At 56.4% G+C, this 16,880-nt stretch carries 15 protein-coding genes; 4 read left to right on the top strand and 11 right to left on the bottom strand.

What is annotated here, in order from left to right; genetic code table 11:
- Nucleotides 1-44: 44 nt before the first annotated feature.
- Nucleotides 45-479: an ion channel gene (locus AC2FJC_RS04255; protein ID WP_058278005.1), complete on the top strand. Its 435-nt coding sequence runs from the start codon at nucleotides 45-47 to the stop codon at nucleotides 477-479.
- Here AC2FJC_RS04255 and cls read toward each other — a convergent pair.
- The 3 genes from cls to AC2FJC_RS04270 form a co-directional block, all read right to left on the bottom strand.
- Complete coding sequence (cls, locus tag AC2FJC_RS04260; protein ID WP_496738534.1) at nucleotides 476-1,888, bottom strand: cardiolipin synthase; 1,413 nt, start codon at nucleotides 1,886-1,888, stop codon at nucleotides 476-478. The two genes, AC2FJC_RS04255 and cls, sit on opposite strands and share 4 nt — an antisense overlap.
- Nucleotides 1,889-1,912: 24 nt before the next feature.
- Complete coding sequence (locus tag AC2FJC_RS04265) at nucleotides 1,913-2,887, bottom strand: HAD family hydrolase (protein ID WP_496738535.1); 975 nt, start codon at nucleotides 2,885-2,887, stop codon at nucleotides 1,913-1,915.
- Between the two features lie 73 nt (nucleotides 2,888-2,960).
- A complete protein-coding gene (locus AC2FJC_RS04270) occupies nucleotides 2,961-4,571 on the bottom strand; it encodes an arylsulfatase (RefSeq protein WP_496738536.1) in 1,611 nt (536 codons plus the stop codon).
- Nucleotides 4,572-4,765: 194 nt separating this feature from the next.
- Here AC2FJC_RS04270 and AC2FJC_RS04275 point away from each other — a divergent pair, with 194 nt between their 5' ends.
- Nucleotides 4,766-5,446 carry a Crp/Fnr family transcriptional regulator gene (locus tag AC2FJC_RS04275; RefSeq protein WP_496738537.1) on the top strand — a complete coding sequence of 227 codons (681 nt, stop codon included), beginning with the start codon at nucleotides 4,766-4,768 and terminating at the stop codon, nucleotides 5,444-5,446.
- 2 nt (nucleotides 5,447-5,448) lie between these two features.
- On the opposite strand, the gene AC2FJC_RS04280 is transcribed toward AC2FJC_RS04275, so the two are convergent.
- From AC2FJC_RS04280 to AC2FJC_RS04315, 8 genes are all read right to left on the bottom strand, one after another.
- Nucleotides 5,449-6,672: a hypothetical protein gene (locus tag AC2FJC_RS04280; protein ID WP_496738538.1), complete on the bottom strand. Its 1,224-nt coding sequence runs from the start codon at nucleotides 6,670-6,672 to the stop codon at nucleotides 5,449-5,451.
- Complete coding sequence (locus tag AC2FJC_RS04285) at nucleotides 6,669-8,174, bottom strand: VWA domain-containing protein (protein ID WP_496738539.1); 1,506 nt, start codon at nucleotides 8,172-8,174, stop codon at nucleotides 6,669-6,671. Before AC2FJC_RS04285 ends, AC2FJC_RS04280 begins: the two co-directional genes overlap by 4 nt.
- Nucleotides 8,171-8,926 (bottom strand): VWA domain-containing protein, encoded by a 756-nt coding sequence (locus tag AC2FJC_RS04290; protein WP_496738540.1) that lies wholly within the window; start codon nucleotides 8,924-8,926, stop codon nucleotides 8,171-8,173. Before AC2FJC_RS04290 ends, AC2FJC_RS04285 begins: the two co-directional genes overlap by 4 nt.
- Before the next feature lie 227 nt (nucleotides 8,927-9,153).
- On the bottom strand, nucleotides 9,154-9,627 hold the full coding sequence (locus AC2FJC_RS04295; RefSeq protein WP_496738542.1) for a DUF4381 domain-containing protein: 474 nt from the start codon (nucleotides 9,625-9,627) through the stop codon (nucleotides 9,154-9,156).
- Nucleotides 9,624-10,571 carry a DUF58 domain-containing protein gene (locus AC2FJC_RS04300; RefSeq protein ID WP_496738543.1) on the bottom strand — a complete coding sequence of 316 codons (948 nt, stop codon included), beginning with the start codon at nucleotides 10,569-10,571 and terminating at the stop codon, nucleotides 9,624-9,626. Before AC2FJC_RS04300 ends, AC2FJC_RS04295 begins: the two co-directional genes overlap by 4 nt.
- 17 nt (nucleotides 10,572-10,588) lie before the next feature.
- Entirely contained in the window at nucleotides 10,589-11,566 is a 978-nt protein-coding gene (locus AC2FJC_RS04305) for an AAA family ATPase (protein WP_496738544.1), read from the bottom strand.
- Between the two features lie 108 nt (nucleotides 11,567-11,674).
- Nucleotides 11,675-12,787 carry an acetoin utilization protein AcuC gene (locus AC2FJC_RS04310; RefSeq protein ID WP_496738545.1) on the bottom strand — a complete coding sequence of 371 codons (1,113 nt, stop codon included), beginning with the start codon at nucleotides 12,785-12,787 and terminating at the stop codon, nucleotides 11,675-11,677.
- A gap of 3 nt (nucleotides 12,788-12,790) precedes the next feature.
- Nucleotides 12,791-13,876 (bottom strand): AI-2E family transporter, encoded by a 1,086-nt coding sequence (locus tag AC2FJC_RS04315; RefSeq protein ID WP_496738546.1) that lies wholly within the window; start codon nucleotides 13,874-13,876, stop codon nucleotides 12,791-12,793.
- A gap of 178 nt (nucleotides 13,877-14,054) precedes the next feature.
- On the opposite strand from AC2FJC_RS04315, the gene AC2FJC_RS04320 reads away from it, so the two are divergent.
- Complete coding sequence (locus tag AC2FJC_RS04320) at nucleotides 14,055-14,921, top strand: YihY/virulence factor BrkB family protein (protein WP_496738547.1); 867 nt, start codon at nucleotides 14,055-14,057, stop codon at nucleotides 14,919-14,921.
- On the top strand, nucleotides 14,918-16,819 hold the full coding sequence (locus AC2FJC_RS04325; RefSeq protein WP_496738548.1) for a multiheme c-type cytochrome: 1,902 nt from the start codon (nucleotides 14,918-14,920) through the stop codon (nucleotides 16,817-16,819). The genes AC2FJC_RS04320 and AC2FJC_RS04325 overlap by 4 nt, the downstream gene beginning before the upstream one ends.
- Nucleotides 16,820-16,880 lie beyond the last annotated feature (61 nt).

Consider the following 16,880-nt stretch of genomic DNA (forward strand, 5'->3'; position numbering starts at 1 on the left):
ATTGTGAGGCGATCCGTCGTCGGTACAATTCAGGATGCGAAAACATGACCTTGTCACAGCAGATCCTTTGGGGCAGCACGTTTCTCGGGCTTTGCTTTCTGGTCGAAATCTTTCTTCTGACTCTGTGCACGCTGGCCATCAACAGGCTGATCGAGCGTTGGGAAGCCAGAGGCGCCATTTTGGCAACGGCCGGTCCAATTGCAACCGCGCTGGCCTTTATCGTCGCGACCCACACCATTCAGGTCTGGATTTGGGCCATCGTCTGGGTTTTCGGCGATGTATTGCCCGACTGGAATACGGCGCTGTATTTCTCGCTGGTCTCATTCACAACGCTTGGCTACGGCGACATCGTCTTGGGCGAAGACCTGCGGATTTTCGGTACTTTTGCTGCAGTTACAGGCCTGTTGGCCTTTGGGTTGTCCACGGCCTATATGGTCGCCCTTATGACCCGGGTGTTTCAGGAAAGGTTCATGGCTTAAAGGATGGGTGAAAACAATCGCGCCAGCGGAGCGCCGAGGCGTATGTGCACTGGTTGCTGTTCCAGATAGCGCGTCAGCTCATAGCTTTTGGCAAAGTCTTTTTGCAGCATCGCATCGACTGCGGCTGTGGTCTGGGGATCAAAGAACAGGGCCATTGCCTCAAAATTCAACCGAAATGACCGATTGTCCAGATTGGTCGTGCCTACTGCGGCCAGTGAGTCATCCACAACGAAGACCTTTTGATGCATGAAGCCGTCGGTGTAACGCAAGACTTGTGCACCACAGGCGCGAACTTCATCAAAATAGGCGAAAGCCGCCAGCCACGGCAGGCGGTGATCAATGACATCAGGAACAAGAATGCGTACATCGACACCGCGCAAAGCTGCGTGTTTCAGGGCGGTCATGATATCGATGTCGGGTACGAAATAGGGGGACGCGATCCAGATCCGGTTCCGTGCCTCAGTGATGGCGGCGAAGAACATCATTGACCCGGTTTCGGTTTCATCGCCCGGGCCTGTTGCGACTAGCAATGCGTTGATATCCTGATCCGCCTCGGACCCGGCCCAATCCAACTGGTCGATCAGATCTTCTTCATGCGCCCAATGCCAGTCTTCGATGAATATCAACTGCAATTGCCGGACAATGTGGCCGGTCAACCTGACATGGGTATCGCGCCAATGTCCGAAATGCGGGTCCTGGCCCAGATATTCGACCCCGACGTTGTGACCACCGATGAATCCCGTTTCGCCATCGATAACCACGGTTTTGCGGTGGTTGCGATAGTTCAACTGGAAGCGGAATTTTGGTCCGCGTTGTTCATTTGGATCCGAAACCGCGATTCCGGCCTCGCGCATCTCTTCGATGTAGTCATTGGACAGGGCGTAGCTGCCTACGGCATCCATCATGAACCGGACGCTGACTCCGCGTTTGGCTGCTTCGATCAACTTGTCTTTCAGCTTCTGACCCAGCGCATCGGCCCGAACGATATAGAACTGGATCAGGACGTAAGTTTTGGCAGCATCAATCGCCTCAAAAATCGCATCAAAGGTGGCCTGCCCATCAATCAACAGCTCTGCCCCGTTGCCGCGCGACACGGGCATATGCGCCAGCGCCTCGAACGGTTTAGGGTTGATAAGCAATTTGTCGGCATCGGGCGTTGAGTAGTCGGCGAAGGTCTTGATCCCCTGAACCACGCGCTGGCTTTCCTTGCGCGCGATACGGTAGCCCCGAAATCTATGGTGTCCCAAAAACAGGTAAAGCGGCACGCCAAACATCGGGGCCGAGATCAGAAAGACCACCCAACCGACAGCGCCCTGAGGTGTCCGCGCGGTTTGGGCCGCGCGCACAGAAAAGAACACTGCTGTTGTGTAAAGCGCAAAGACGAAGGCGGAAACAAGCAGTGTCCACATAGGGTTATCGGGCTCCGTGGTGGTTCAGTTCGCCCCAGTGTAGATGCGCGACCAGTCTTGCGCCATATCTACAATCACCCAACCCATGTCTGGCCCTTTGTCCAGTCCATCGACCAGTTTGCCGATTGGGCTTTCCCGGTCATAGGCCCATTCACGTTCTGCATCAGTATGGTGAATCAGAACACCTAACCGTGGCCCATCGCCTGCCGTGGTCCATTCCAACATGGCAAAATCACCATCCGAATTTCCCCCGGCCAGAATCGGGCGCCTGCCGATCGTGCGCTCGATGTTGATCGGTTTGCCTTCCTTGTCGTCCACAAAAGCGATGCCATCAGCTTTGGTGATAACCGGTCCACCGTCCGCGCTGTCATAAGTGGTGTCCATGTATGTACCCAGAATCTGTTCGGGCGGGATGCCATAGGCTTCCTCGGCGAAGACGCGCATAAAGTGCACCCCACCGCCTGAGACGATGTAGGTCTTGAACCCTTCGTCTCGCAGATACCGCAATAACTCGACCATCGGCTGATAGGTCATCTGATCATAGGGCAGTTCGGTTTCCGGGTGCCGGGCGGTTTCCAGCCAGTCGGCGACGGCGCTTTGGAACTCGTCGACCGTGACGCCGGAATGAGAGGCATTCAACACCTCGATCAAGGCATCATGGCCACCTTCCGCGACCGTCTTCAGATCGCCTGTCGCAGCGGCCTGCAAAACGGGCGTAGTCAGGATCGAAGGGTCATCCCCGGCCATCTGAGCCAGCCGGTCCATAGCAAAGATCAGTTGAAAATACACAGGCTGTTCGGCCCAAAGCGTGCCGTCATTGTCGAAAACGGCGATCCTTTCTGCTGGCGTCACGTATTCAGGGCGCTGTGGGTCGGTCACAGCGGCGACAAACTCGATGATCCTGTCTTTGCTTTCGGTCTCGGTCCAACTGGGCAGAGGGTCAGCAAGCAGAGACAGAGGGATACAGGACAGCAGGGCGCTTAGAACTAAATGTCGCATGAATTTCTCGTTCAATTTCAAGATGAAAAGGGCCGCCTTTTAAGGGGCGGCCCGATTGGATTTTAGATACGACTTAGTTGTTTGTCGGTGTCGTCAGCTTGTCCATGACCTGATCCAGGTTGAAGCTTGCCGCTTTCTGGCGCGGAGGGAATTCCTGGAAGGTTGCCAGGAAGTTGCCCACGTATTCCTGAGCAGGAACCAGGAAATACGCCCGATCCAACAACCAGTCATAATATGTGTTGGAGGTGCGATAGGCGCGCTCATATGGGTCACGACGCAGGTTCACGATCAGAGGGATACGCAGCTCGGTCCAGGGCTCGATCCAGGCTCGCAGAGTTGCCCATGCTTTCTGCTCAAGGAAGATCAGCTTCCAGTCGTCATAGCGCAGAGCCGTTAGGTCACCATCATCCGAGAAATAGAAAATCTCTGCGCGAGGGCTTTCCATCGTTTCGCCGGTCAGCATGGGCAGGATGTTATATCCATCCAGATGCACCTTGTAGTCACGGCCCATACCGGACGAGCTATAGCCAGTTTTCAGCTTTTCCTTGATGTCCGGATCGCCAGCAACCGCCAGGTATGTCGGCAGCCAGTCCATGTGGTGCACGATCTCATTGGTGATCGAGCCCGCTTCGATCTGACCAGGCCAGCGAACCATCGATGGAACGCGCCAGCCGCCTTCCCAGTTGGTGTTCTTTTCACCCCAGAACGGCGTCGCAGCAGCATCCGGCCATGTGTTCATATGCGGACCATTGTCGGTCGAGTAATGCACGATGGTGTTGTCCGCGATGCCAAGCTCGTCCAGAAGGTCCAGCAGTTGCCCGACATGCATGTCATGTTCGATCATGCCAGCAGTGTATTCGTCAGCAACGCCACCAACGATCTCGTTGGCCTGTTGGCGCATTTCATCTTTGACGTGGGTACGGAAGTGCATCCGTGTGCCGTTCCACCAGACATAGAAGGGCTGGCCTTGTTCATTGGCCCGCTTGATGAAGTCAATCGCGGCTGCGACGGTTTCATCGTCAACGGTTTCCATACGCTTCCTGGTCAGCGGGCCGGTGTCTTCGATGGTTCCGTCCGCTTTGGATTTGATCACGCCCCGCGGGCCATAGGCTTCACGGAAGGTGCGACCATCGGCCAGAACCGCATCGCCCGGATAGTCTTCATTCTCCGGTTCTTCTTCGGCGTTCAGGTGATAAAGATTTCCGAAAAACTCATCAAAACCGTGGTTTGTCGGCAAATGCTCATCTTTGTCGCCAAGGTGGTTCTTACCAAATTGACCGGTCACATAACCGTGGTCCTTGAGCAATCCCGGAATAGTCGGGTCTTCAACCTGCATTCCCAGATCCGCACCCGGAAGACCGACTTTGGACAGGCCCGTACGGAATACAGATTGGCCCATAATGTAAGATGAACGACCGGCGGTGCAGGATTGTTCACCATAATAGTCGGTGAATATCATGCCCTCATTCGCGACACGGTCGATGTTCGGCGTTTGGTATCCCATCAGGCCCATCGTATAGGCCGAGATGTTGGATTGTCCGATGTCGTCGCCCCAGATCACAAGAATATTGGGCTTTTGATCCTGGGCCCAGGCGGGCAGGGCCAGCGCAACCGCGACGGAAGCTACGGCGAATTTGCGCAATGTGCCGCGCCAACTATCTGCAATCAATAGGGGTGGTGACATGGTCTACTCCTGAATTGGCCGGATCTTAATGATCCGTTGATCTAAAAGTAATTGATGGCGGCGACTATCTTTTCCGCCAACAACGTATTGATTCCCGGTAGGAAAAATTCACATTACGTCGAGAATCGAATAGCCTTACCTTAGGCTATGACAATGCTCGGAAACCTATCATATGATGAGATTGATGAATACTAATGTTTGAAAACCCACGTGACCGACAGATGCTGCTTGCCTCAGGGTGGTTCGGGGCGCGAGGCGCAAGCTTTCAATCGGATTTGCTTGCATGTGGGGTCGCAAAATCTTTCGATGAGGGTGAGGCGCTGTATAACTACGGAGATCCCGCCAACGGGGTCTTTGCGGTTCTAGAGGGTTCCGTTCAAATCACTGCACCTGCGGATGATGGACAGGACTTCGTTGTCCACAGACAGGGTGGCGGGTTCTGGATCGGTGATCTTGCGTTGTTAGCCGAGTCCAACCGACTGGTAAGTGTTGTTGCGACACAGAAAACGCGAGCATTGTTTTTTCCGTCTCGGCGCCTGGACCGACTTGTTCGTGACAATCCCGAATATGTTCGAGATTTCTATGCTTTATCGCATGAGAACATGCAAACTGCGCTGCGCATCATGGCAAATCTGGCAGTGACCGGAGCGGAAAAACGGTTGGTTCTGCGCCTTTTGCACCTGGATGAAGGGGCCTCAAAATCCGATGGGTGGATCGTCGTGTCACAGGATGAACTGGCCGAAATGGTGGCCGTATCGCTGCCGACATTGCACCGTAAACTGCACAACCTGGCCGAGCTGGGATTGATCGAGCTTGGGTATGGCCGCGTTCGCCTTAAGGATAGGCGCAAGTTGATCGCCGCCTGCCAGTGCTGACCCTACGGGTTAAGCGGCGGTAGCGGGTTCCGAGCGCGGTGTTCCGCTTGTTTCATAACCTTGAGTTCGGACAATGCCGCAGCCCAAGCCTCCGGTATTGAGCCGGTGCGGGATGAGTATCTTGCGGCCCCAATCCTAGCCAGTTGTTCCTGCAGTCCAATTGCCTTTTCGGGCGCATCGCTGCGCAGCTTCCACAATTCCAAGGCGGAATAAGACAACGAGATATCATGCGCTTGCAAGGCTTTCCTCAATGCATCCAGCGCAAAGTCCGAAGATTTCTGATAATTGTCCCGCCGCGCTTTGTTCCATTTTTTGACACGCGGACCAAGGAACCGTACCAAGCCCCAAATAACCAGCGTCAACGTGGCCGCCAAGGCGAGCAACCTGAAAATCGTATCTGCATCCGGCGGTTGCCACTCCGGTGGCGCAAGCGTTAGTTCAACTGCACCGATATCAATGTTCTCAACCTGATTGGTATCCAGATTGTACCACCGGATCGTGACAGGCGGCAGTTTGGTCTGGCCACCTTGCTGCGCAAGGTAGACGATCTCATCAACGCGCTGCCCGGACAGAACGCCCCGGTCTTCGCTTTCGGTAAAACGCGGCTCTTTCGGATAGGCGCTCAGCAGCGGGTCCTTCATGTCGGGGATCAATTCAGGCACCAGAAGGGGCGTCGTGCCGGCAATTTTTGCGGTCAGGCGTCGGGTGATGGCACCCCCGTTTTCCATATCGGTTGATCCGTCGATCTGCTGGTCGACCGTGAACCCCGTGGCCAGGATCAGCGGGTCCAGATCGCGAGCGCCCTCTGGTACAACGGCGTTCAAGGCCATTTCGGGCAAGGGAACACTGACCGTCGTTGGAGCATTCGTTTCGGGATCGGCAAAGGTCACCAAAACCTCTTGCTTGCCGAATTCAATCGGCCCAGCCTGAAGCGGATACAGACGGTAGCTGCGTTGAACACCGGACCAGGTCTCGCCATCCACAGTTTCGCTGATTGGGCCGGAAGCACGCTCAGGCAGGCGAACAAGCATGTTTTCTTGTTCGAGCGACGGAAACACCGGCGGGGACGGCATGAAAGTGGGGACAAGTACCTTTAACCGTACGATTGCCGGTTGCCCAACAGTAACCGGATCGGTCGGTGCCTCGGCTGTGACCTTCGGTTGAAGACCTGTCTGCGCCCCCAGTTGTATCGGGAAAAACAGCATGAGGAATATGAGGTATCTCATTGCTGTTGCTCCTGATTTTCCAACAGGAAGCGATTTCGCAGAAAGTCCTGCATATCTGTGTCGATCGTGCTGATCCACTGATCGGCAGACATAGCCTGCGCACCTTCGGTCGGGGCCTGAATGGTCGTGTCCTCGCCGCGCCCGGCTTCATTGTCAAAGACTGTGTCATCGGCCCCGATGCCCGCTTCTTCGCCTGTGTCCGACTGCTCCCGGGTTGTTTCAACGAAGTCGAGGATCGCTTTGGAAACATCCAAGTTGTGTTGCGCTTCGGGCCAATTTGGCCGACGCTCCAAAGCCGTTTCAAATGCTGCTATGGCCGGCCTGTACTCGCGGTTTCGAATGCGCGCCATGCCTTCGGAAAAGGCGGCCTCGGGCGTGTCCAGTTCGGCAAAGACTGCTGCCGCATCGGGGTACTGACCTGCTTTCAGCTGCGCATAGCCCTTATGATACGGGTCTACAAACAGCTCTGCCGCCTGAGCATAGCGTTTTTGGTTCATCGCAATTTGCCCCTGTTGATCCGGGGTCAGGAACAAATCCCGCCAACCATCGGCTTTTGCGGATCCTGATGGAGCCGCAAAAATCACAGACAGCAACAACAAACGGATCACCCAACCGCGCCGGAACCAAAGCAACGACAAAAACGCGGCGGGCCAGGCCAACATCCACCCTCTGTCCTGCCAGTCCAATCGATCATCGTCGTCCAGCGCCGCAGTGTAAGCGGATTGAATTTGACGCTCTAAGCGATTGATATCACGTTCATCGTTAGAGAATGGAACAACCGTCGCGGTCCTCAGATCATTTAATTGAGCGATGTTTTGACCGTTCGGCAGCATTGTCAGAAAAAACACCGGTACGGTCGTGTTCTCAAAAGCAGAGAGTTGAGACGGGTCCAGATCGTCCAGAACAAACAAAACTGCGCCGGGTGTATCACTGTCGTTCAGGATCGTTTCGGCAAGGGTCAGTGCGTCTGCGGCTGCATCCCCTTGTTTTGGCATGACTGCTGGCGCGAGGGCCTCCAAAAGCGGGCGCAGGATGTTGGCGTCTTCGGTCAGGGGAGCAACGCTGTGTGGGGTTCCGGCGTAGGCAATCAACGCCGTCTGTGCTCCGACACGCGCATTGATAAGATCAGTCACTTTGAATTTAGCCCGTTCCAGACGGGATGGCGGCAGGTCCGGGTCCTCCATACTGTCCGTGACCTTCAGTGCTATTACCAGCGGTGCCGTGTCCGCGACCAAAGGGTTCGGGGCACGTGACCATGTCGGTCCGGCCGCGGCTAAGTTGACAAGGATTGCTGCGATCATCGCGGCGTCTATCGGATACACACGCTTCTTGTTTTCTGCCCCCAGGGTCAGGGCGGCGGCAAGGTGCGGCGCGATGCCGGTTATGGATTGGGAGTGCGAATTGGGTTTGGGCCGCATCACCCACCAGAGTATCGCAATAGGGATGAGGAACAGCAGCCAAGAGGCTCGCAAAAAATGGAAATCTGCCAACGCGCCGCTCATGCTGCACCTCGGCGCCGCTGGATGACAAGTTGGCCAGTCATGGAGATGAGCATGGTCAGCAATGCCAACGCAAGCGGGTAATGGGCAAGGCTTTCACGTGGTCTATAGCTTTGCGTTTCCACGACCCGGGGGTTGAGTTCGTCAATGCGAGCGTATGTGTCAGCCAATGCTTCTTCGTCGTCCGCAAAGAAGTATTCGCCGCCCGTACGGTCTGCGATGCCCTTCAAGGTATCCAGATCAACCCGGTCCTCGCCCGAGGCGTCTGGGTCACCAACGCCAATCGTATAGATGACGACGCCCTTTTCGGCCGCAATTGCTGCGGCGTTTACCGGCGTCATGCGGCTGGACGTATCCGCCCCGTCGCTTAAAACGATCATCAAGCGCTGGTCGACCTCGCTGGAGTCAAAGGTGCGTATGCCCAGACCGATTGCATCCCCCAATGCGGTATTGGGACCGGCCATGCCAACTTGAGTTTGATCCAGGAACCCATTCAAACTGTTCAGATCTTCGGTGAAAGGGGCTTGGACAAAGGCCCGAGTGCCAAAGATGATTAAAGCCATCCGGTCGCCTTGGCGTTCGGCTATGAACTTACGCAATACATCCTTAACAGCGGCCAGTCTTTGTTTCGGCGCGCCATCCACTGTCGTGAAGTCCCGCTGGTCCATCGATCCTGAAATGTCCACGGCAAGCACCACGTCGCGCGCCGACTTTTCGATAACCAACGGTTCCCCCAATTTTTCAGGGCGGGCCATGGCCGTCACCAAAAGGAGCCAGATCAATGCGATCGCTGCGGTCTGAAATCGCGCGCGGTTTATAATGACGGAACCTGACTTGGGTTCAACCCCAGCGGCCTGTGCGACATGGCGAAAGAATGGGATGCGGATCGAGCTACTTTTTTCGCGATACGGTGGGGCAAGCCGATACACTAAAAATGGCAACGGGAGCAGGAGGAAAACCCAAGGCGCGGCAAAGGAGAACATCACGCTGTCCTTTCCGGCTTATGGGACTTGATCCAATTTCGCGCGAGGATTTCCAGATCAGGATCGGCTTTTACATCTCTGTATGGTGCTTCCACAAGTTGACGGCCTGCGCTATCAGAAAAAATAATATTGTCAGATGTTTGGCTCAGGAAGTTTGTCCATTCTTCTCCATGCAAAGCGGCAACTTTCCGACGTGGATACGCAGCCAGAGCCGTGCGGCGGAGTATTTCGGCGATCTTTGCGGCGTCATTGTCTGACGCGGACAGCTCGGCCAATGCCTCGCGTCGGTAAGCGTTCGTCTGGCGGTGGCGAAGAAAGGCATAAACGCCAAGGATGATAAACCCAGCAAGGATTAGGGCCAAAACAACCCATCCCCAGGTTTGGGGCACCATGGAAATAGGCTCGGGCACCGGGGCAGGTTCCAGCATGTCCAGCAGGTCAACCAGTGATTTGCCTTCGACATCGAAGCTCATCTTCGGCCTCCGGGATGACCAAATAGCTTGAGCAACTGGTCGAGCGTCGGCTCCGCCGTGGTCAGCGGTACTACGGGAAATCCATAGCGGCGCGACCACGTCTGTAGCTGGGCAAGTCGATCTTCCAGCGCTGTTCTTATTCGGTGCGACAAATCGGGGTCCGAGCTGTCGAGTTCAATCTGGCGGTCGCCATCGGACACCGTAAGCTGAAGGTTCGGGGCAAGTTCACGCGAACTGGGATCAGAAATATTGAACAATATCACATCATTCGAGGCAGAAAGTCTGCTAAGTAGTTTCTCTGACACCTCATTCAGCCCATCGAAATCGGAAAAGACGCACACCAAAGTATTGGTATGTGCGATCCGCGCGGCCTGCTTCAGCACATCATTCAACGCCACGGTTGGCTCATCCCGCAACGTTGCGCGTAGGTTTGAATTCAGCGCACCCACGGATGACAGGAATCGCGTCAGGGCAGCGGGTCGGCGTTGGGGTCGGTGTTCGGCCACATCGGAATCGCCAAAGACGATCCCGCCGACCCGGTCGCCTTGCCCCAGCACCCGGTGTGCAGAGATCGCCGCGGCTTCGGCCGCGATGACCGATTTCATGTAGACTTGTGTGCCGAAAAACATCGAAACGCGCTGGTCCACAAGCAAAAGGGCGGGGCGGTCGCGTTCTTCGGTATAGACCCTAACATGGGGTTCTCCGGTGCGCGCGGTCACTTTCCAGTCGATGGTACGGATGTCGTCCCCGGGCAGATAATTCCGCAGTTCTTCAAAGTTCAGACCGCGCCCGCGCAAGCGTGAGGCATGCCGGCCGTTTAGGATCGAACGCGCAGGCTGGTGGGGCAACAGGCTGATCGCGCGGGACTTTGGACCCAGTTTTAACAGGTGGTCCGCATCAACGTGTATGCGTGGGTCGTCGGGATATGCGGCGGTCTGGGACACGCGGCGTTCCTTTGGTTTCAGGGCAGCGCAACAAGCTGCAGGATTTCCGAAATCACATCATCCGCAGATTTGGCGCTGCCTTGTGCCTCGAAGCTCAGGGTGATGCGGTGGCGGAATACATCATGTGCGATGGCGCGAATATCTGCCGGGTCGACATAATCGCGCTGGTTCATCCAGGCATGCGCGCGACCGCATTTGTCCAAGGCAAGCGAGGCGCGCGGGCTGGCACCGATGTCGATCCAACCGGCCAGTTCTTCACTGAGCGCGCCGGGCGTTCGCGTGGCCTGCACCAGATCGGCCATGTAGCGGTCCATTGCGTCGGATACGTGGATCTGACCGATTTCAGAACGCGCGGCGAATACGGCGTCCTGCGGGATTGTCGGCGGCGCTTCATTGGTTGCGCCTTTACCCGCCGCGATTTCTTCGCCCCGAACCAGACGGATCACCTCAACCTCATCCTCAACCGGGGGGTAGGTGATCTGAACATGCATCAGGAACCGGTCCATTTGCGCTTCGGGCAATGGATAGGTGCCTTCCTGTTCAATCGGGTTCTGGGTCGCCATCACAATAAACAGCGGTTCCATTTTATGTGTGGTTCCTGAGACGGTTACCTGCCGTTCTTCCATCGCTTCAAGCAGCGCAGCCTGAACTTTGGCGGGGGCGCGGTTGATCTCGTCCGCGAGAACGATATTGGCGAAGATAGGGCCCGGCTCGAACCGGAATGTGCCACCGTCATCGGTCTGCTGAAACACCTCGGTCCCCGTGACGTCCGATGGCAGCAGATCCGGCGTGAACTGGATCCGGCTGAAACGTGCATCCAGGTTGCGGGCCATTGCCTTGACCGCGCGGGTCTTGGCCAAACCGGGAAGCCCTTCGATCAGCAAGTTTCCGTTGGCCAACATCCCGATCAGCAGGCGGTCGATCACGTCAGTCTGTCCGATAATGGTTTGTCCCATTCGGGCTTTGAGATCATTTATCTGATTAAGTGCATTCATTTGGCGGGTCCAATCGACGTAAATTTTCCAAACTGACTTTGTGATCTTGTGCGGTAATTAGAAAATGTGTCGTAACAGCGGTATGTTAGCAGCCTTTGATTCACCGATCTACTGTGAAATCCGCGCGGTCAGTCGGCGCAAATCTTCCTTCAATTCTTGTCGGATGGGTCCTTGATTTGGCACGTCACGCAACGTTCGAATCCAGTGGGTCGGAGGGTTTCGGCCAGCTGCCCGGTTCCAGGTCAATGCGTCGAGGATGGCCTGCGCGTCCGCTTCCAGAACTTCAGGAATGTCGAAGTCGTTCAAGGTGGCCCAAACACCAGTCCACAAGCGGCCAACTGACCACGGGTTATATCCGCCTCCGCCCAGGACCAGAACGCGGGGCGCGAGACGTTTCAGTGCGGTGACGGCCTTCCAGTGAGAATTGTTGGACAGCGCCAGGCGCGACAGCGGGTCCTCGGCAACCGCATCGGCGCCGCATTGCAAGACAAGGGCTTGCGGTTTGAAGGCCTCTGCCGCGGGCAGGATTAGCTGGTCGAGAATGGCGTCAAATTCATCATCGTTGAGGTTTCTGGACACCGGAAGGTTAAACGCCGCGCCACCCGCGTCATCATCAAGCCTGCCGGTGAACGGCCACCGTCGGGCTTCATGAATGGACACCATCCGAACCGTTTCCGAGCCCTGAAAGGCGGCCTCGACCCCGTCGCAGTGATGGGCGTCGATATCGACGTAGACAATCCGGTCCAAACCCATTCGCAACAGTGTCAGGATCGCCAGCACCGGGTCGTTCAGATAGCAAAAGCCATTGGCACGGTCGGGCAAGCCGTGGTGTGTTCCGCCGGCAGGATTAAACACGATGCCGCCGTCGCGGATCAGTTCAGCGCCCAGCATCGATCCTCCGGCCGCTGTAGCCGGTCGTCGGTACATCTCGGGGAAAACCGGATTGGACAGAGTGCCCAGCGCATAGGTCGTGCGTACGTCATCCGAGACGCATTGAGCTCTTTCCGCGGCCTGCAACGCCTCTATGTAGTCCGGCGTGTGAAAGCGGTGCAGCGCGTCGGGTTTTGCGCGTGGGCTGACCCTGTAATTTTTCGAATTGATCCAGCCCAGCGCGCGGCACAGGTCCATGACGGTGGAGACGCGCGGGATAGCCAGCGGGTGTTTTGAGCCATAAGTCGAATGGCGATAGATCTCGGACCCTATGAAGATCGGGTTTTGCACAGACTATTGGGTCCGTGCAGGCACGTTGTCATCACCAAGGCGGCCATCAAGAGACATCAGAATTGCCACAGGCCTAAGCGCAGGGATATGGCTGAAGATGATCAGAATGCAGACGGTCAACGGAACACTCAGGAACGCACCGATCAGCCCCCAGACGGTGGTCCAGAACGTCAGCGCGAGGATCACCAGAAACGTAGACATATTCAGTGACCGGCCCAGCAAGGCGGGGTCAACAAAATTGCCGATCAGAAACTGGATGGTGCCGCAGCCAAGCACGATGATCAGGAAAGGCCCGATCGTTTCATATTGAACCAGGGCGATCATGGACGGAAAAATCACGGCAATGATCGACCCGATGGACGGGATGAAGTTCAGCGCAAATGTCAGCACGGCCCATGTCTCGGCGTATTCAAGTCCAAGCGCCTTGAAGACCGAGTAACTGATGCCCGCGGTGACCAGACTGATGAAGGTTTTTACCCCGACATAGCGCTGCAGGCTGAATGTGATCGCATCCAGAATTGTGGTGAATTCGGCCCCGGTTTCGGGATTGCCCGCAGCCAGTTGTATCTTTTTGCGAAAGGCCAGACGCTCGGCCATCAGGAAGGCCACGTACAGGCTGATCAGGAAAAACTGGTTCAGGAGCGATGTTGCACTGCTGAGCAACACTCGCGCTACATAGGACATGTCGATACTGACCAGATTGTCGCGGATGAAAGTAGTGACGTCATTGCCAACCAGCCCCGTGACCCGGTTCACCGCGCCGTCGAATTGGGTTTCATACGTGCTGATGGATCGGGCGAACTGCGTAGCCTGGCTGCCGAGGATGTACATGATCACGAACAAACCAGCCAAAACAACTGTGACCGCGGCGATGTTGGCCAGCCAGACGGGCACCCGCGCCATCGAGATAACCCGGTCGCTCAGAGCGATAATCAAAACGTTGATCAACAAAGCCATGGTCAGCGGGATCAAAAAAGCCGAGCCGGCGTAAAGTCCCAGCACAATCAGCGTGGCAACAATTGTCGTATCGCGGACAACCGACAGCCTTAGCCGCGGGCCGCCCGTGTTCTGATCAGGTTCCAAAGTCATCGCTTAGCCCGCCTGTGATGCCGCGTGGCACGTTACAACGATTGGTGGTCGCTCTGGAAGATGATCCTGCACCGCTGGTCGAGATTCTGCAATGTGCCCAAACATTTGGGCCAGATAATTTACGTTCCGAAGGGATTTGCCATTTCAGAGCAAAGCCGAGGCGGGTTAGGCTGAGCGCATGAATGCACGTGTGATTCCTTTCGTTGGTAGACCGTTTCAAGCCCTGTGGCTGGCTGTAGGGCGGTTCAACAACAAAAACGGGTTCGTGATGAGCAGCCACGTCGCCATGTCTCTGATGATGGCCTTGTTTCCATTTGTGTTGTTCACTGTGGCTTTGGCGGGGTCGTTGTCTCAGGGTTATGTCACCGACGAACTGATCGAGCTTGTGTTTGGGGCGTGGCCCAAAGACGTCGCGGGGCCGATCGTGGCTGAATTGCGGGCCGTTCTGCAGGAATCCGGCTCGGGCGTTATAACGCTGGGTGGTCTTTTGGCGATCTTTTTCGCCTCGAACGGCGTGATGGCGGTGCGGGCGGCGATGAACCAAGCTTATCACGACAGCGACGTTTGGCCGTTTTGGAAAACCCGGTTGCTGTGCCTAGGGCTGGTGATTGTTGGTGGTGTTGCCATTCTAGGCATTGCGGCGGTCGAAGTCGTTTTGCCCGCTTACACCCAATTGGTAAGCGAGAAGACTGATGTGAATGTCTCGGACTGGTTGTCGGTGGACAGGTTGCGCTGGACCTTCACGGTCGCGGTTCCGGCGGGCACTGTCCTGTTGGCGCATCTGATCCTGCCAACGCGGCGGCACAAGCTGATGCAAATACTGCCGGGCGTTGTTCTGACGTTGGCCTTGTGGGCGGCCGGCGGGTGGGGGTTCTCGATCTATATCGCGCAATTCGCCAGCTACAGCGCCACGTATGCGGGATTGGCGGGCGTCATGGCGGCGCTGATCTTTTTGTATCTGTGCGCGGCAATTCTGATCCTTGGTGCCGAATACAACGGCGCTTTGATGGATCTGGAAGACAATCAGGATCGGGGTTCTCAGTGAAATTTCTGACGTTGTGCGTCGGGCTGTTTGTGCCTGTGGCCGCCTTTGGCCAGTCTCCGGCCTATGTCGGGTCGGATCAATGTGCCGAATGCCACAAGGACGAGGCGGCGGCATGGTCCAAATCCCACCACGCGCTGGCCTGGACCGAGGTTGAAGAAGGGGCTGTAGTTGCCGATTTTGGCGGAGCGCAATTCGACCATGACGGAATGTCAGTGGAATTCACCGACACCGAAGGCGCGCTGAGCGCAAAAGTCACGGAAAAGGACGGGGTGACCACCGAATACGGCGTACATTCCGTCGTCGGCATTGAACCGTTGCAGCAATACTTGTTCGAAACAGAACCCGGCCGGTTGCAGAGTTTCGATGTTGTTTGGAACACCGAGAACAAGCAGTGGTTTCACCTCTATCCCGATCAGGATTTACCCCCTGATGACGGGTTGCACTGGACCGGACCTTACAAGAACTGGAATGCGCGGTGTGCGGAATGTCACGCGACCGGTTTTGAGAAAAAGTACAACGCTGAAACCAGAACATACGACTCGGTACAGGCCGAGATTGGGGTAGGGTGCGAAAGCTGCCATGGCCCGGGTTCTGCGCATATCGATTGGGTCGGGGGACAAAGTCTGCCGCAGGGTCTGGGCGATACCGGGTTCCTGATGGATTGGGGTAAAGGGCAGACCGAGGCTGAGATCCAACAATGCGCCGGGTGTCATTCCCGCCGTGAGGCGCACGGAGACGGCAATCCGCTGCCCGGAACGCCTTATCATGACGCGTATAATCTGGCAGTCCTGCGTCCCGGGCTATACCACCCGGACGGTCAGATTTTGGATGAAGTCTATGTTTATGGCTCGTTCCTGCAATCCAAGATGTATGACCGCGGCGTGGGCTGCATGGATTGCCACGAGCCGCACAGCGCGAGTCTGAGGGCAGATGGAAACGGGGTGTGTACGCAGTGTCACTCACCTGCCGCAAATCCACGGTTTCCGACACTGGCTGCAAAAGAATACGACGCGCCAGAACATCACAATCACCCAGAGGGCAGTGACGGCGCGCAGTGCAAGTCCTGCCACATGATCGAGCGTGTTTATATGGGCGTCGACGGCAGGCGCGATCACAGCTTTCGGGTACCACGTCCCGATTTGGGGCTGGGTCAGGATGCCTGTACGGATTGCCATTCAGATCAAGATCAGACATGGGCCGCCCAGCAGATCGAAGGTTGGTTTCCGGACAGCGCGCATCGAGAGCCGCATTTCGGGTCGGCCTTTCAGGCAGCAACGCTTGGTCGTGCGGATGGGCCCAAAGATTTGTTGGACATCGCGACCGATCGCAATCAACCCGGCATCGTGCGGGCCACGGCCGCCTATCTGCTGCAACCTTTTGGCTCTGCGGGTGTTGCCGCCGAAACGGCAGAGTTACTGGCGGACGAAGACGCTTTGGTTCGTGCAAATGCAGCTCCGCTGCAGCGTCAGGCCAGCTTGCCCGATCAAATCCAACGGCTTGAGCCGCTGCTGTCTGACCCGTTGCGGAATGTCCGCATTTCGGCAGCGAAAGAGTTTCTGAACATTCCACCGCAGGCCCTGACAGCGGAACAGCAACAATTGTCGGGGCAGGGCATGTCCGAGTGGCAGTCGGCGATTTCCAACCGTCTGGATTTTCCTGAAACGCATCTTGTACTTGGCGGTACGGCCCTGACATTCCGCAATGCGCCAGCTGCTGAACGGGCGTTTCAAGAGGTGGTTACCCTTGACCCACAACGCGCCGAAGCCTGGCCAATGCTGGTGCAACTGGCGCAGATCAATCGTGGACCTCAGGCCGCACGCGATGTTCTGGAGCAGGGGTTAGAGATCATCCCAGAGGACCCAAACCTTTTGCAGTTGAAGCAACAACTGGGCCGCTGAAACGGCACGGCTTGGCCCGGTTTCCGTCATTTTCCCGGCAAATTTCATAGTTACCGATCAA

The organism is Ruegeria sp. CDSB117 (assembly GCF_059611005.1).

Bases quoted from the DNA above. Each gene is read 5' to 3' on its own strand.
- AC2FJC_RS04255 (WP_058278005.1), top strand. From the start codon at position 45: ATGACCTTGTCACAGCAGATCCTTTGGGGCAGCACGTTTCTCGGGCTT.
- cls (WP_496738534.1), bottom strand. From the start codon at position 1,888: ATGTGGACACTGCTTGTTTCCGCCTTCGTCTTTGCGCTTTACACAACA.
- AC2FJC_RS04265 (WP_496738535.1), bottom strand. From the start codon at position 2,887: ATGCGACATTTAGTTCTAAGCGCCCTGCTGTCCTGTATCCCTCTGTCT.
- AC2FJC_RS04270 (WP_496738536.1), bottom strand. From the start codon at position 4,571: ATGTCACCACCCCTATTGATTGCAGATAGTTGGCGCGGCACATTGCGC.
- AC2FJC_RS04275 (WP_496738537.1), top strand. From the start codon at position 4,766: ATGTTTGAAAACCCACGTGACCGACAGATGCTGCTTGCCTCAGGGTGG.
- AC2FJC_RS04280 (WP_496738538.1), bottom strand. From the start codon at position 6,672: ATGAGATACCTCATATTCCTCATGCTGTTTTTCCCGATACAACTGGGG.
- AC2FJC_RS04285 (WP_496738539.1), bottom strand. From the start codon at position 8,174: ATGAGCGGCGCGTTGGCAGATTTCCATTTTTTGCGAGCCTCTTGGCTG.
- AC2FJC_RS04290 (WP_496738540.1), bottom strand. From the start codon at position 8,926: ATGGCCCGCCCTGAAAAATTGGGGGAACCGTTGGTTATCGAAAAGTCG.
- AC2FJC_RS04295 (WP_496738542.1), bottom strand. From the start codon at position 9,627: ATGAGCTTCGATGTCGAAGGCAAATCACTGGTTGACCTGCTGGACATG.
- AC2FJC_RS04305 (WP_496738544.1), bottom strand. From the start codon at position 11,566: ATGAATGCACTTAATCAGATAAATGATCTCAAAGCCCGAATGGGACAA.
- AC2FJC_RS04315 (WP_496738546.1), bottom strand. From the start codon at position 13,876: ATGACTTTGGAACCTGATCAGAACACGGGCGGCCCGCGGCTAAGGCTG.
- AC2FJC_RS04320 (WP_496738547.1), top strand. From the start codon at position 14,055: ATGAATGCACGTGTGATTCCTTTCGTTGGTAGACCGTTTCAAGCCCTG.